Annotated in this window: 15 protein-coding genes; 8 read left to right on the top strand and 7 right to left on the bottom strand. The window is 63.6% G+C overall.

What is annotated here, in order from left to right; all coding sequences use genetic code 11:
* Window positions 1-699, bottom strand: a complete 699-nt coding sequence (locus tag RTP54_RS10575; protein WP_312362458.1) for a DUF899 domain-containing protein — start codon at window positions 697-699, stop codon at window positions 1-3.
* 47 nt (window positions 700-746) lie between these two features.
* Window positions 747-974 (bottom strand): hypothetical protein, encoded by a 228-nt coding sequence (locus tag RTP54_RS10570; RefSeq protein WP_312362456.1) that lies wholly within the window; start codon window positions 972-974, stop codon window positions 747-749.
* Between the two features lie 168 nt (window positions 975-1142).
* Between RTP54_RS10570 and RTP54_RS10565 the strand changes: the two genes are divergently transcribed.
* The 3 genes from RTP54_RS10565 (at window position 1143) to RTP54_RS10555 (ending at window position 3601) form a co-directional block, all read left to right on the top strand.
* Window positions 1143-2363, top strand: a complete 1221-nt coding sequence (locus RTP54_RS10565) for a helix-turn-helix domain-containing protein (protein ID WP_312362454.1) — start codon at window positions 1143-1145, stop codon at window positions 2361-2363.
* An 80-nt stretch (window positions 2364-2443) separates the two neighbouring features.
* Entirely contained in the window at window positions 2444-3085 is a 642-nt protein-coding gene (locus tag RTP54_RS10560) for a DUF5074 domain-containing protein (RefSeq protein WP_112811083.1), read from the top strand.
* A 297-nt stretch (window positions 3086-3382) separates the two neighbouring features.
* Entirely contained in the window at window positions 3383-3601 is a 219-nt protein-coding gene (locus tag RTP54_RS10555; protein ID WP_312362450.1) for a hypothetical protein, read from the top strand.
* An 18-nt stretch (window positions 3602-3619) separates the two neighbouring features.
* On the opposite strand, the gene RTP54_RS10550 is transcribed toward RTP54_RS10555, so the two are convergent.
* Entirely contained in the window at window positions 3620-5029 is a 1410-nt protein-coding gene (locus RTP54_RS10550) for an adenylate/guanylate cyclase domain-containing protein (protein WP_112811081.1), read from the bottom strand.
* 356 nt (window positions 5030-5385) lie between these two features.
* Between RTP54_RS10550 and RTP54_RS10545 the strand changes: the two genes are divergently transcribed.
* The 3 genes from RTP54_RS10545 to RTP54_RS10535 all read left to right on the top strand — a co-directional run bounded on the left by RTP54_RS10545 (window position 5386) and on the right by RTP54_RS10535 (window position 8538).
* Window positions 5386-6219 (top strand): response regulator, encoded by an 834-nt coding sequence (locus tag RTP54_RS10545; RefSeq protein WP_112811076.1) that lies wholly within the window; start codon window positions 5386-5388, stop codon window positions 6217-6219.
* A gap of 405 nt (window positions 6220-6624) precedes the next feature.
* Window positions 6625-7926 carry a sensor domain-containing diguanylate cyclase gene (locus tag RTP54_RS10540; RefSeq protein ID WP_112833552.1) on the top strand — a complete coding sequence of 434 codons (1302 nt, stop codon included), beginning with the start codon at window positions 6625-6627 and terminating at the stop codon, window positions 7924-7926.
* 129 nt (window positions 7927-8055) lie between these two features.
* On the top strand, window positions 8056-8538 hold the full coding sequence (locus tag RTP54_RS10535; RefSeq protein ID WP_312362446.1) for a VOC family protein: 483 nt from the start codon (window positions 8056-8058) through the stop codon (window positions 8536-8538).
* 53 nt (window positions 8539-8591) lie between these two features.
* Here the strand turns inward: RTP54_RS10535 and RTP54_RS10530 are convergent, their stop codons facing one another.
* From RTP54_RS10530 to RTP54_RS10515, 4 genes are all read right to left on the bottom strand, one after another.
* A complete protein-coding gene (locus RTP54_RS10530; RefSeq protein ID WP_312362444.1) occupies window positions 8592-9191 on the bottom strand; it encodes a YdeI/OmpD-associated family protein in 600 nt (199 codons plus the stop codon).
* Window positions 9192-9589: 398 nt separating this feature from the next.
* Window positions 9590-10594 (bottom strand): GlxA family transcriptional regulator, encoded by a 1005-nt coding sequence (locus RTP54_RS10525; protein WP_077503882.1) that lies wholly within the window; start codon window positions 10592-10594, stop codon window positions 9590-9592.
* A gap of 468 nt (window positions 10595-11062) precedes the next feature.
* Window positions 11063-11266 carry a hypothetical protein gene (locus RTP54_RS10520; protein ID WP_112811072.1) on the bottom strand — a complete coding sequence of 68 codons (204 nt, stop codon included), beginning with the start codon at window positions 11264-11266 and terminating at the stop codon, window positions 11063-11065.
* 97 nt (window positions 11267-11363) lie between these two features.
* Window positions 11364-11684 (bottom strand): hypothetical protein, encoded by a 321-nt coding sequence (locus tag RTP54_RS10515; RefSeq protein ID WP_312362442.1) that lies wholly within the window; start codon window positions 11682-11684, stop codon window positions 11364-11366.
* Window positions 11685-11798: 114 nt separating this feature from the next.
* Between RTP54_RS10515 and RTP54_RS10510 the strand changes: the two genes are divergently transcribed.
* Both RTP54_RS10510 and RTP54_RS10505 read left to right on the top strand, forming a co-directional pair.
* Window positions 11799-12722: a LysR substrate-binding domain-containing protein gene (locus tag RTP54_RS10510; protein ID WP_112811125.1), complete on the top strand. Its 924-nt coding sequence runs from the start codon at window positions 11799-11801 to the stop codon at window positions 12720-12722.
* Window positions 12723-12778: 56 nt separating this feature from the next.
* A complete protein-coding gene (locus tag RTP54_RS10505; RefSeq protein WP_112811070.1) occupies window positions 12779-13432 on the top strand; it encodes a VIT1/CCC1 transporter family protein in 654 nt (217 codons plus the stop codon).
* Window positions 13433-13621: the final 189 nt, after the last annotated feature.

Below are 13621 nucleotides of genomic sequence, written 5' to 3'. Positions count from 1 at the left end.
TCAGTACTGGTCGTGGCGGCGCACCCATTCCATCGGGTAGGCCAGGTCGTGCTCATCGCGCCCCTTGGGCACGAGATCGAGGTAATGATAGGCGCCGTTCACCATCTCCACCCCGCGCGAGTAGCAGGAGTAGGTGTGGAACACCTCGTTCTCGTCGTTCCTGAAGAACACGCTGATGCCGACCTGTTCCGAGACGGTGCTCGGCTGGATCCTGTAATTGTAAAACGCCTCGCCCTTGGCGAGCTGTTCGGTCGTGCGTGAGACCTGAAAGTCGAAATTGAAGTCGCTTTCGAAGGACGACACCCAGGGAAAGCGCCAGCCCATGCGCTTTCTGTAGGCCTCGATCTGGGCGAACGGTGCGCGCGATACGGCCGTGAAGGTGACGTCGCGATGATTGAGATGGACCGGAATGCCGTCGAAATTGTCGGCCCAGAACGAACAGTGCTTGCAGCCTTCCTGCCAGTCCGGAGCCAGCATGAAGTGATAGACGATCAGTTGCGAGCGCCCGGCAAAGAGATCGGCCAGCGACAGGGCGCCGGTCGGCCCTTCGAAGCGGTAGGATTTCTCCACCCGTTCCCACGGCATCGCCATGCGGCGGCGCGTCAGGGCCTCCCTTTGCCGGGAGAATTCCTTTTCGGCGGCAAGCAGCTCGAGGCGGGCCTTCAGCCACGCGTCAGGTGAAACGATTTCGTTCTGCATGGGTCTATTCCCTTGTGTCGAATGTTCTGGGGCATGGCCGTCCTGCGTCACGGTTGCTGCTCCACATCTTGCGAGGAGCCGAGCAGTCTCAGCCAGGGCGGGAGGTGGAAGAGGCACATCAGGGCGTACATTGCCGTCATTCCGGTCAGCGGGGAGGCGGCCGAGGTGCTGCAGAGTATGTCCGCTGCGTCGGCAGGCAGGAAGGCGGTGAAGAGCGCCATGATCGCGAAGATCGGGCCGGCAAGCAGTGAGAGCCGATCAGCCATGACCGGCATGATCGGCCTCCTGGCTCGATCGATCGTTGCGGTTCTGTGCGTCGTCATTTTCGGCTATCCATTCCTTGGCTGGTCTGGCGGCTGGTCTGGCGCGGTCGCTGCCGATCCGCAGATACAGTTAGCGCCGGTTGCTCGCGGGACGGGAGTTACAAGTTTGGCGGGATTGTCATGGATTCGCTGATCACGGCTGCGGCGCGGGCGCTTGCGGCAGGCGATCTGCTCGGCGCGCTGAAGCGTGTGGCGCTGCGCGACGACCCGCCGGCGCTGGCGCTGCGCGGCATCGCGATGGCGCAACTCGGCGACTATGCGCGCGCAAAAGCCCTTCTGAAGACTGCCGCGCGCGCCTTTGGCCCGCGCGAAGCGGTTGCGCGGGCGCGGTGTGTCGTCGCCGAAGCCGAGATTGCCCTCGTCTCGCGCGATCTCGGCTTTCCGGAAAAGGCGCTGGAGACGGCGCGCGCCACGCTCGAGGCCCATCAAGACCGCATCAACGCCGCGCATGCCCGCCATCTCCAGGTCCGTCGCCTGGTGCTGGTCGGTCGCCTCGACGAGGCGGAGAAGGCGCTTTCAGGTCTCGACCCGACGGCGTTTTCGCCGGCGCATCGGGCCGCTCACGCCCTTATCGTTGCGGGTATTGCCATGCGCCGCCTGCGCACACAGCAGGCACGCGAGGCGCTGGCCAAGGCACGCGAGGCTGCGCGCGAGGCCAAGATTGCCGCACTCGATGCGGAAGTGGAGGAGGCATCGGCCTTTCTGGCGACGCCGGCTGCGCGCCTGGTTGCGCGCGGCGAGCAGCGAGTTCTGCTGCTGGCGGAGGTCGAGGCGTTGCTGGCGTCGGGCGCTCTCGTCGTCGATGCGTGCCGCCACGGCGTGCGGGCTGGCGACAGGGTGGTGTCGCTTGCAAGCCGGCCGGTCCTGTTTGCGCTGGCGAGAACGCTTGGCGAGGCCTGGCCGGATGATGTGTCGCGAGGGACGCTTCTTGCCCGCGCCTTTGGAGCGCGCCATGCCGATGAGACGCACCGGGCGCGGCTGCGCGTCGAGATCGGGCGGCTGCGGGCAGAACTGTGCGATCTCGCAGAGATACGCGCAACGACGCGGGGTTTCGTCCTGGTGCCGATCGGTGCCGCCGATGTCGCGGTCATGACGCCGCCGGAGGAGGGGCAACATGGCGCCGTGCTCGCCCTGCTTGCCGACGGCGAGGCATGGGCGAGTTCGGCGCTCGCGATGGCGCTGGGCGCGAGCCCGCGCACGGTGCTGCGCGCGCTGGATGCGCTGTCGGCCGCAGGCAAGGTGCTGCCGGTCGGACAGGGGCGCGCGCGCCGTTGGATGACGCCGCCGATGCCCGGTTTCCCGACAGTGTTGTTACTCCCCGGTCCGCTGCCGAGCGATTAGAGTGCATGGCTCGGGCCGGCGCTCGCGTCGGTGCCGCGCGTCAATCCCCAATGCCAGTCGGTATGCAGGAGAATGAAACGATGAAACGCAGGACGGCCGAAATCATCCGCGAATACGGGCCCTTTCCCGGAGCCGACCAGGTGCATGGCGTGACCTTCGACGGCCGCCACGTCTGGTTTGCCACGGGCGACAGGCTGAACGCGCTCGACCCCGAGAGCGGCGAGACGGTGCGCTCGATTGACGTTGCAGCCCATGCGGGCACGGCCTTCGATGGGCAGCACCTCTACCAGATCGCCGAGGATCGCATCCGCAAGATCGATCCGAAGACCGGGCAGGTCCTTTCGACGATCCCGGCGCCCGGGCACGGCGGCGATTCAGGCCTTGCCTGGGCCGAAGGCACGCTCTGGGTCGGGCAGCATCGCGGGCGAAAGATCCATCAGATCGATCCGGAAACCGGCGCGATCCTGCGCACGATCGAATCCAACCGCGTCGTCACCGGCGTCACCTGGGTCGACGGCGACCTCTGGCATGGCACCTGGGAAGGCGACGACAGCGACATCAGGCGGATCGACCCCGGGACCGGCGCGGTGCTGGAGCGCCTCGACATGCCGGCGGGCACGGGCGTGTCGGGACTGGAGGCGGATGGCGGCGACCGCTTCTTCTGCGGCGGCGGTCCAAGCGGCAAGGTGAGGGCCATCCGCCGGCCGCGACGGAACGGCTGAGCCTTTTGGCCCCGCGATCGGTGGCGGTACAGTCGAGATCCGCGTGCGCCCATCCACGCCGCCACGCGATGCCTTACGCTGCTCGACCGGACCCGGCCGGCCCGGTACGTTGATCGCACATTCAATCGGAAGGCCGCACGAGTGTCTCAGCCACCACCTTTCCGATGCCACTTGCAATGACGTGTTTTCGTTTCCATCTGCAATGCAAGGGTGAAATCTGCCGCTGAACCGGCCCTTGGGGGCTACGGCGCGCACGACCCTGGCACGTCTCACCCGGGGTGAGGCAGGAGAGGTGGCATGGACAGGGCGTTGCGATCGCTCATTTACGGTCTCTGGATCGTCGGCCTCGTCGGAATGGCGACCGCCATAGGGATCTTTCCAGGCTGGGAAGCCGGCGGTTGGACGGGCGCGGCCACAGGGGGCGTCATCGGCTTTGGCAGCGGCGCGCTGCTCTCACAGGCGCCCTCCTTGTTCTTCGACCTTTTGTACGGATTACTGGCGTTTCTGGCCGATTGAGGCAGCCTGCCTCCACGCTCACGGGATGGCAAAGATGCTGATCTCGTTGGTGATGCCGCGCAGCGTCACGTTGTGGGTCATCGGATTAAGGCCGCGTTCGCTGAGCAGGCCGGCCGTGGCCGGATCCTGCAGCACGGCGCCGGTGGCAAAGATTTCGTGAGCGGTCGCAAGGTGCTGGACGCGCGAGGCGATGTTGACCGTCTGGCCGAAGTAATCCTGCCGCTCGTTGAGGCTGACGGCGATGCAAGGGCCTTCATGAATGCCGATCTTCAACAGCAGATCCTCGCTGCTGCGCTCGTGGTTGAGCTTGCGCATGGCGTCACGCATCCGCATGGCGGCGGCAATGGCGCGGTCGGGCGTCGGGAAGGTGGCCATCACGGCGTCGCCGATGGTCTTGACCACGGCGCCGGCCTCGGCGGCAACGATCTCGTTGAGCACGCTGAAATGGGTTTTTACCAGGTCGAAGGCGGCAAGGTCGCCGACGCGCTCGTAAAGCTCGGTCGACCCGCGCAGGTCGGTGAACAGAAATGTCAGGCTGGTGATCTTCAGCCGCTGGTCGACGTCGATGGTGTCGGTGCGATAGATGTCGCGGAACGTCTGGTTGGACAAGAGCCGCTTGGCCGTCAGAAACGGACGCCGGCGGCCGAGCAGCGCGTGCAGTGCCTCGCCGGCGACGCAGACGCTCGGGAGCGTGCGCACTTCCGCGTGATTTTCCACCAGGATGCGCAGCGGTCCCGGCTGCAGGCTGATGGTTTCGTTGTGGCGGTGCGTGCGGTCGAACACCAGGGACAGGTTACGCCGTTCCTTGGTCGGCTCTCCCGATACGTCGATGAACTGAGCGGCATGGGTCACCGGCTCGAAGACGATGACGAATTCGGCGGGAAGCTGCAACGCGATGACGGCCTTGTCGCCGGGCGGCAGTTCGAGCGTCTCCAGAAGGAATTCTTCGACCATCTGTTCATAATCATCGTCCGGCAGGTCGACGCCGGAGCCCCAGTAGATCTGGCGGAAATATTCGGCGGCCGACAGCTCGTGCGGATTGTGCGCCTCGATGTGGCGGACGCGCGGACTGACGGTGAACGTCACCTCGATCATCTCGTCCAGCGTCGGCTCGTAGCCGGCCGCGCAGAGCGCGCAGGTATAGGCCTCGCTCTGCACGGTCTTCAGCGACGTGTTGGCATCGAGAACGCCGCCGCAACCCGGACACAGAACATTCCACGACAGCTCGAACAGGCCGAGGCGGGAGGCATGCAGGAAGCCGGCGATCGTCCTTTCCTCGTCGATACCGTGCGCGGCGGCAAAGGCGAGCGCGTTGATACGGCCAAGCTTGTGATCCGGCGCATCGCGCACGTGGCGCTCCAACGCATCGGCGAAGGCGGGGGCCGCGGACTGCCGCAGCACGTCGAAGAGGGCCTGAGTTTCGCTCATGCCGCCATCATATACCGAAACCGTTCTGCGGTCAGGGAATTGTCATGGGGCGTCATCCCCACGGCAGGCTGGCCGAGGGCTGCGTGCCCACCATACGTCCCTTCCGGCCGTGAGCATCACCGGATCGCACGACGAGCGCATGCGCCAGCGCTGCCTTACCGCCGGTGCTGCGGCCTTTCTCAGGAAACCGCTCTCGCGAGAAGCGGTCCTGGCGGTCCTCGAAGGCATTCGCCAGCCTGTGGCCGGCCGTCGGCCGGACGGGGGGATGCGCCGTTTCGGCGCGGCGGGCATTAACAGCCGGGAAAGCCTTTCTCCTCTAGCATGGCTTCGGGGACACTCTTTCTTATAGGCGACCAATGTCATTTTTCGGCGTTTCCGGGATGTACTATTCCGGCGAATCCCTTGCTGAGCACCGCATCGTGCTTGCCGAGGACTCCAACCTGTTTTCGTCGATGGTCTCGAAGCGGCTGAAAGAGCTGTTCGACATCGACGTCATCGTCTGCCGCGATTATGACGATCTGCAGTTTGCCGTCGAAAATGCAACTTTCCCGGCCTCGCTTGCCATTTCCAACATCAATCTGCCCGGTGCCGAGAACGGCGAGGCGCTCAATTATCTCATCGAGATGAGCGTGCCGACGGTGGTCTTCACCGGCTCGTTCCAGGAATCCACGCGCGAGAAGATCCTCGCCAAGGAGATCGTCGACTACGTCATCAAGGACAGCGTCTTTGCCGTCGACATGCTGGCGGAATCGGTCTGCCGGTTTCTGACCAATCACAAGCACCACGTGCTGGTGGTCGATGACAGCCCGACGGCGCGCGCGCTTCTGACGACGCAGCTGAAACGCTACAATTTCCGCACCAGCACCGCGGAAAACGGCGCGGCCGCGCTCGAAATCCTCAAGAACAACCCGGATATCGGCCTCGTCATCACCGACTACAACATGCCCGACATCGACGGCTTCGAGCTGACGCGGCGCATTCGCAGCACCTATGGACCGCACCAGTTGCGCATCATCGGCGTCTCGTCCTCGACCAACCGCCTTCTGTCGGCGCGCTTCCTCAAGGCCGGCGGCAACGACTTCGTCGTGCGCCCGTTCGTCAACGAGGAATTCTATTGCCGCGTCAACCAGAACCTCGACACGCTGATCAAGATCAAGACACTGAGCGAAAAGGTAAAAGTTCCGGCATAACGCTTGCCGGCGTTCAGCAGGTTTGACAGCACCGACGCGGCATCGCTGCGTCAAAGGACACCACACACCGCCTCCCTTTCGAGGCGGTGTCGCTCGTCCGTCGGCCAAGCTGCGCCGGCGCTTTTACGGCATTCCCGCGCTTGCGACCCATAAAATTGCTCGGGTCGCGAGAAAAGACTCCTTACGGTTGCCGCATTAACGAAATTGCAATCCCAAGCGTCTTCAATCGGCCGCAATAAAAGTGGGGAACCCGGTACCATCCTGTCGGCCAAGGCACAAAGTCTGGCGCGATCGGGGCCGGGTATAATCGTATATTGGGAGCCAGCGTCGCCCTCCGGGACAGCACGCCTGCGGCTCGAAATCGGGATTTGCAGGGACGTGAGATTGCGCCGCACGCCGGGTCGGATGAATTCTGTGCAGAAGCACGGCGACAAGCGCATGCTGCTCATCGAAGATTCCCGCATGTTTGCCACCGCGCTGAAATACGGACTTGAAACGGTGCATGGCATCCGCGTCACGCACTGCGCCTCGCTCGAGGCTTTGCGCCAGGAAATGGCCGCGGCCCCGGGCAGTTTCTCGCTCGCCGTGCTCGACCTCAATCTTCCCGATGCGCCCAATTGCGAAGCGCTCGACTTCATCCTCGCCAACAACGTGCCGGCCGTGGTCTTCACCGCGGCGTTCAACGACAGCACGCGCGACCAGATTCTCGGTCGCGGCGCGCTTGACTGCGTGATCAAGAACCAGCCGGAATCGATCAATCTCCTGATCGGTGCCGTCGACCGGGCCCTCACCAACGGCAAGACGACGGTATTGCTCGCCGATTCCGACACGCCGTCGCGCCTCGAGCTTGCCGATATCCTGCGCCGGCAACGGATATCCGTCTGCGCGGTGGCGTCGGCCGCCGAAGCGCTGCAGGTGCTCGATTCCGGCGAGGCGGTCGATCTTGTCGTCACCGACCTGGATCTCTCGGACATGAGCGGGGCTGCACTCCTTGCCGAGGTGCGCCGGCGACAGGGCGACGAGGCTCCGCCGGTGATCGCGCTTTCCGACAGCGGCGACCGGCGGGTCGGCGCGAAATTCCTCGAGGCCGGTGGCACCGACTTCATCCAGAAGCCGTTCCTGGAGGCCGAGTTCAACGGCCGCATCGCCTATGCCGCCGGCATCCAGAAGCGGCTGCAGACGCTGCAGCGCCAGGCGGCGAGCGACTACCTGACCGATATCTACAATCGCCGCCATTTCTTCCTGACTGGGCCGAGGCTCGTCGAGCAGTGCCTGCGGCGCGGGGAGACGACGGCGATCGCCATCCTCGACATCGACCATTTCAAGCGGCTGAACGACACCTATGGCCACGAGATCGGCGACGTCGTCCTCAAGCACGTGGCCAAGCGGTTGACGACGCTGGTTGGCGAGGAACACCTGCTGGCCCGCCTCGGCGGCGAGGAGTTCGGCATCCTGTTCAACGGCTTCGACGTGCAGCGGGCCTTTGCCTTCTGCGAGAAGCTGCGCATGGAGCTTGCGCGGTCGCGCATCCTTGCCGACGACGAGGAGCTTTCGATCACCGTCTCGATCGGGCTTGCGACCATCGAGACGCCGGAATCTTTCGACAATTACCTGCATGCGGCCGACCAGTTTCTCTACATGGCCAAGCACGCCGGGCGAAACCGGGTGATCTCGGAGCTGGCGCTGCTCGACGCGCTGGCTTCCTAGAAAGCCGGGATCGGCCAATCTTTTCTGCATTTGCAGGCAATAAACCCTGAGCCCATGTCGGATCCGCCGACCGCGAAACGTCCTCCGGTTACCTGGGCAGGATCCAGGCTGGCACGGAGGAGCCCGCATATGACCAATGTCGTCTCAAATCTCTGGTTCGAGAAGGACGCGCTCAAGGCCGTCGAATTCTACATCTCGCTCGTTCCCGGCTCAGCGATCACCCGCACGACGGTGATGCCGGCGGAATCGCCGAGCGGGCCGGCGGGCAGCGTCACGGTGATCGAGTTCACACTGGGCAGCCAGGACTTCCTGGCGCTCGAGGCCGGGCCACTTGATCCGTTCAATCATTCGTTTTCGATCATGATCCAGTGCGACACTCAGCAAGAGATCGATCGCCTCTGGAACGCGTTGCTCGAAAACGGCGGTGAAGCCGAACAATGTGGGTGGATCCGCGATCGCTGGGGGCTTTGCTGGCAGATCGTGCCAAGCGTGCTCGGCGATATGGTCGCGCATCCCGATCTTGATCGCGCCAAGCGGGCGACCGAGGCGATGCTCGGCATGATCAAGCTCGACATTGCCGGACTGGAGCGCGCCTTCCGCCCCGAAGCTTGAGCGGAGCCACCGAGCCGAGAAGATTGTAGCCTGAGGTGCCGGTGCGCCAGGGCCTATTTCTGCGCCTGCGGGTAGATGGTCTCGCCGCGCTTCAGCATCGCGACGAAGGTCTCGATCTTCTTTCTGCGACCTGCCTCCGTCTTCATGTTGTGGGTGCGGAAGGCGAGCGCGAAACGGTTCTGGGCGCTGAGTTTCGCCAGCATCGCCTTCGCCTCAGGCTCGGCGTCGATTGCGGCCTGCAGGTCGTCGGGGATCTTCATGTCCTTGCCGCTGCCATAGGCGCGGTCCCAGCGGCCGTCGGCCTTGGCGGCCTCGACCTCTTTCAACCCGTGCGGGGTCATGCGCCCCTCGGTGATCAGTCTTGCGACATTGTCGACATTGATCTGGCTCCAGATGCTCTTCTTGCCGCGCGGGGTGTAGCGCTGCATGAAGCTCTTGTCATCGAAGCCCTTGCGCACGCCGTCGATCCAGCCCCAGCACAGGATCACGTCGATCGCCTCCTTCGGCGTGATCGAGGCGAGCCCTGAGCCGACCTTGTGGATCTTGATCCAGACCTCGGTTTCGCTCTCGTGGTTGGCTCCGAGCCAGGCGTAGAAGCGTTCCTTGTCCGCGAATTCACGGACTTTTGCAGGGTCGATGATCACGGGTGCCATAGGGCGAGTTGCTCCTGACGGTGCAGTGTTTCGAGTTCAAGCGAGGCGCTGCGCCCGCAGCGATTCCCAGGATGCAACTTTCAAGGCAAATCCGCGATCGGGCAAGCCACCCATGGCGCGAGCGAGGCTGATGAGGCGAGGGAGCTGCGGGGGAGACGGTTTTGGATGCGAATGCTTGAAGTGCCGATCCGCCACGTCCTCAGGCGTGACCTGGCAACACGCTTTGCTGCGTGATGGACACGAGCATCTGGATGCTCGGGTCAAGCGCGAGTATGACGGATACTCGGGGGCAGGCGGCCGCTACCGGGAAGGTGGCTCGTCATCGCGTTCGTCGCAACTTATGTCAGCAAAAAGGGCGGATAATCCCGCCCTTTCCGTGTCTTCTGCGGCACCAGTTGTTACCGCGCCATCTGCAGCGTCAGCTTGCGGTCGGCGCGCTCCTGCTGCGGCGAGCGGTTGTAGAGTTCGCGATAACACTTGGAGAAGTGCGAGGCGGAGACGAAGCCGCAGGCGACCGCCACTTCGACGACCGGCATCGACGACTGGATCAGCAGGTGGCGAGCCCGGTCGAGCCGGATCTCCAGGTAATAGCGGGCGGGGGAGCGGCCCATTTCCTGGCGGAACAGCCGCTCGATCTGCCGGCGCGAAAGATCAGCGCCTTCGGCGATCTCCAGAAGCGACAGCGGCTCGGCCAGGTTGCCCTCCATCAGCTCGATGATCGACAGCACCTTGGCGTTCTGGACGCCGAGGCGGGCGCGCAGCGGCAGGCGCTGGCGATCGTGGGGGCCGCGGACGCGGTCGGTCAGCGCCTGTTCGCAGACGCGGTTGACGAGGTTCTCGCCGAAATCCTGGTCGATCAGGTTCAGCATCATGTCGAGCGAGGCGGTGCCGCCGGCGCAGGTGTAGATGTTGCTGTCGATCTCGTAGAGGTCGGCATAGACGTCGACCTGCGGGAAGTTTTCGGAGAAGCCCGGCAGGTTTTCCCAGTGGATGGCGCAGCGCTTGCCCGTCAGCAGGCCGGCAGAGGCCAGCACATGGGCGCCCGTACAGAGGCTGCCGACGGCGACGCCGCGATTGTAGACTTCGCGAAGCCAGGCATTGACCGACTTGTTGTTGAAATCCTCGACATAGATGCCGGAACAGACCAGCACCATCGACGGGCGGTTTTCGCCGCCCAGGAACTTGCGCTCGTCGGCGAGAGACGAGTTGACCTCGAGGCCGATGCCGCTCGAAGAGAGAACCTTCTCGCCGTCGGTCGAAGTGAGGCGCCAGGTATAGGCCTCGTAACCGAGCATGCGGTTGGCGATGCGGAGCGTTTCGATGGCAGCCGAAAATGGCAGCATGGAAAAATTCGGAACCAGGAAGAAGACGATGGAACGCTTTTTGGTCAAGGGCTTGTTCATGAGGCTTCCCATGCTTGGCGATGCCGTATATTCGTCGCTTGGAAGATACCGTGCAGCTTGTCTGTTTGCGACACTGACATGGAAACCCGCGACCGCAAAGAGATTTCGCATTGCGACATTGGGCCTGAAAGCCACCGCTGGGCCGGCCTGGCGGTCTTTGTAAGGAATGCGACAGATTTGCCGCGGCAACTGACGCAATCTGACAAGAAACGCCAGGGATGCGCAATTTTCGGAAATAACGTCCCTGGGTTGTGTTTGCCGAAAGCGACGCGGGAACGGTGAGGGCGCCGGGTGTCGGTATCGGACAAGTTGGCACGATGGGCGGGCAAGCGCCGCGAAGTGGCGAAAAGCGCCAACGAAAGCGAGAAGGCAGGCCCCGAAAGCAGGAAGGGCACCGTCTTGTCGACGATGCCCTTCAGCGGTTCGGTCTCGGGGTCTTGGGTCCCCGAAAACAGGTTACGCGGTCATTCATTGTTCGGTCTTGTGCACCGCATCGTCGACCGAGGGAAAGCCGATGTCCTTCAACGTGTCGTAGGACAGGTTTTCAAGGGCACGCTCGTTGGCAAAGCGCTTCCAGGCAGCCCAGGCGCGTGCACGAAGATTGAAGAGACCCGGGATGGACGAGTGGGAGGTTGCCCGCTCCGAGGTCTGGGAAAAATGGATGGTAGACATTTCATGGCTCCTTCTGAGTGCCTCAGAGGTCGCGACCACGATGTGAATATGTCGCAACCCTAATCATCATTCAAACGAATATGTTTGATGTTTTTCATCAAACTTGGTGATCATTTGGTGTCTCGCCGAAGAGGAGGTCGTTGCGGACCCGCTTCGGCAGTTTCGCCAGTTCGCGGTAAGCTTCCACCCGATTTCGGGCGATGCGTTTTGCCTGGCGTTTGCGCGCAATGCCGTCGATCAGCGCTTGCACGCGGTTGAGGAGTGAGAGAACCAGATCGCCGTCGGGATTGGACTTGAGGGCAGGCGTGATCGTAATGATCTCCACCACGTGTTCGGGCGTGTGGTTCATCCTCGGTTTCACCTTGCTCGCGTGCCGGATGTCCAGCGGGGCGGCGAAGGCCATTGCTGTCGCGGACATGACTGGTTTCCTTCCTTTGGCGTCCTTGCAGCTTGACTATCGGTCTTTGCTGATGTTCAATCAAACGAAATGATGTGAACCTTTCTTTCAGTTTTATTGATCGAGGATGCCGCCATGAACATGATGATGCGCCACGCGCTTCCGCTTCTGGAAATGGATGTGCTGAAGACCTTTGTCGCGATCGCCGAGACCGGCAACTTCACCACTGCTGCCGAGACCGTCTACCGCACGCCGTCAGCCGTCTCGATGCAGATCAAGAAGCTGGAGGAGCTGCTCGGCTGTACGCTGTTCCTGCGCGATGCGCGCTCCGTGTCGCTGACGCCGAAGGGCGAATTGCTGCTCGGCTTTGCCCGCCGCCTGCTGGCGCTCAACAACGAGACGGTGTCGCGCTTCCTGCTGCCGGACATGAACGGCGTCGTGCGCGTCGGGGCACCGGAAGATGTCGGCGAGCGCATTCTGCCGGAGGTGCTCAAGCGCTTTGCCGAATCCTATCCGAACGTGACGGTCGACGTTTCGATCGGCATGAGCACCGCCATGCGCAAGCGCGTCGACGAGCACCGCCTGGACATCGCCATCTTCAACAGCCTGACCGCTGTGTCCTCGAGGAACGCAGAGATCCTGATGCAGGAGAAGCTGGTCTGGGCCGGCGCCAAATGCGGCAATGCGCATCTCAAGGACCCGCTGCCGGTGTCGATGTGGGAGGATGGCTGCGTCTGGCGGGCCGATGCGGTGGAGAAGCTGCAGCGCGCCGGCCGCAAGTTCCGCATCGCCTTCCTCAGTGCCTATACCACGGGCCAGCGTGCGGCCGTTCTCGCCGGCCTCGCGATCGCGCCGCTGCCGCGTTACCTTGTCCAGGGCGACATGGTGCAACTGGGCGAACGTGACGGTCTTCCAGATCTCGGCCACTATGATATCGGCCTGCAGGTGATCGACAGTGCGTCGGCGCCGGTTCTGGCTGTGGCCGACCATGTCCGCGACGCGTTCGCCGAACTGAGGATACAGGCGGGTGAAGTTCGGCTCGCATCCGCTGTGGCCTGACCGAACGTCAGGTCGCGGTCCCTGCGTGAACCGCTGACCTTCGCCATGGGGGTGGCATGGGAAAAGATGACCGGCCGCGGGGCATACTCGATCCGATCGATCGGCTGTCGGAGATCATCTTCGGGCTGCTGATGGCGTTGTCCTTCACCGGCACGATGAGTGCGGCCGTCGGCGGCGGCGAGAAGGTCAATGCCGTCCTCGTTGCCGCTTTCGGCTGCAATCTCGCCTGGGGCATCGTCGACGGCGTCATGCACGTGCTGACGAACGCGGTGGAGCGGGTGAGGCGCCGCGGCTTCATTGACGCGCTCCGGCGCGAGCCGCTCGAACGGTCGCGCCAGCGGTTCTTGGACAATCTGCCCGACACTGTCAGGTTGGTTGCGTCCGAGCCCGAGATCGACGCCCTGCTTCTCCGCGCCCGGGATCTGCCGCGCACCGGCCGCCAATCCGTCGTCACGGGGGCAGACCTCAAGGCAGCGCTTGCAATCTTTGCGCTGGTCGCGATCTCGACGCTGCCGCCAAGCATTCCCTTCCTGTTCATAGAGCGGATCGATGTCGCCATGCGCGTTTCGAACGCCATCGCGCTCGTCATGCTCTTTGCCGTCGGCGCACGGCTCGGCCAGTACATGGGCCGAAGCCCCTGGCCGATGGCCTTCGCCATGGCGGCGATCGGCGCCGTGCTCGTCGCCGTGACGATCGCGCTGGGTGGTTAGGGCTTCTCAAGGTTCGGTCGGACGCTTGCCTGATCCCGTCCCGGACGTTGCAGGCGAGGTCTGTTGGCGTCTTTCTTGATCGGGGGATCGGCGAGGTGGGCGTTTGACGTGATCGTAGGCCGTCGCGGCCGCCCTTCATCCCGCTGCCGCGACCTTCTCTCCGCAGGCGGGGAGAAGGGGATGGCGCAC

Source organism: Ensifer sp. (genome assembly GCF_031989085.1).
In the GTDB taxonomy this organism is placed as follows: domain Bacteria; phylum Pseudomonadota; class Alphaproteobacteria; order Rhizobiales; family Rhizobiaceae; genus Ensifer.
This window is presented reverse-complemented; position numbering and strand designations above follow the sequence as displayed.

What these genes read in the sequence shown, in the direction of transcription:
- RTP54_RS10570 (WP_312362456.1), bottom strand. Translation starts at nt 974, where the DNA reads ATGCCGGTCATGGCTGATCGGCTCTCACTGCTTGCCGGCCCGATCTTC.
- RTP54_RS10565 (WP_312362454.1), top strand. Translation starts at nt 1,143, where the DNA reads ATGGATTCGCTGATCACGGCTGCGGCGCGGGCGCTTGCGGCAGGCGAT.
- RTP54_RS10510 (WP_112811125.1), top strand. Translation starts at nt 11,799, where the DNA reads ATGAACATGATGATGCGCCACGCGCTTCCGCTTCTGGAAATGGATGTG.
- RTP54_RS10525 (WP_077503882.1), bottom strand. Translation starts at nt 10,594, where the DNA reads ATGAACAAGCCCTTGACCAAAAAGCGTTCCATCGTCTTCTTCCTGGTT.
- RTP54_RS10530 (WP_312362444.1), bottom strand. Translation starts at nt 9,191, where the DNA reads ATGGCACCCGTGATCATCGACCCTGCAAAAGTCCGTGAATTCGCGGAC.
- RTP54_RS10535 (WP_312362446.1), top strand. Translation starts at nt 8,056, where the DNA reads ATGACCAATGTCGTCTCAAATCTCTGGTTCGAGAAGGACGCGCTCAAG.
- RTP54_RS10540 (WP_112833552.1), top strand. Translation starts at nt 6,625, where the DNA reads ATGAATTCTGTGCAGAAGCACGGCGACAAGCGCATGCTGCTCATCGAA.
- RTP54_RS10555 (WP_312362450.1), top strand. Translation starts at nt 3,383, where the DNA reads ATGGACAGGGCGTTGCGATCGCTCATTTACGGTCTCTGGATCGTCGGC.
- RTP54_RS10560 (WP_112811083.1), top strand. Translation starts at nt 2,444, where the DNA reads ATGAAACGCAGGACGGCCGAAATCATCCGCGAATACGGGCCCTTTCCC.
- RTP54_RS10505 (WP_112811070.1), top strand. Translation starts at nt 12,779, where the DNA reads ATGGGAAAAGATGACCGGCCGCGGGGCATACTCGATCCGATCGATCGG.
- RTP54_RS10575 (WP_312362458.1), bottom strand. Translation starts at nt 699, where the DNA reads ATGCAGAACGAAATCGTTTCACCTGACGCGTGGCTGAAGGCCCGCCTC.
- RTP54_RS10520 (WP_112811072.1), bottom strand. Translation starts at nt 11,266, where the DNA reads ATGTCTACCATCCATTTTTCCCAGACCTCGGAGCGGGCAACCTCCCAC.
- RTP54_RS10515 (WP_312362442.1), bottom strand. Translation starts at nt 11,684, where the DNA reads ATGTCCGCGACAGCAATGGCCTTCGCCGCCCCGCTGGACATCCGGCAC.
- RTP54_RS10545 (WP_112811076.1), top strand. Translation starts at nt 5,386, where the DNA reads ATGTCATTTTTCGGCGTTTCCGGGATGTACTATTCCGGCGAATCCCTT.
- RTP54_RS10550 (WP_112811081.1), bottom strand. Translation starts at nt 5,029, where the DNA reads ATGAGCGAAACTCAGGCCCTCTTCGACGTGCTGCGGCAGTCCGCGGCC.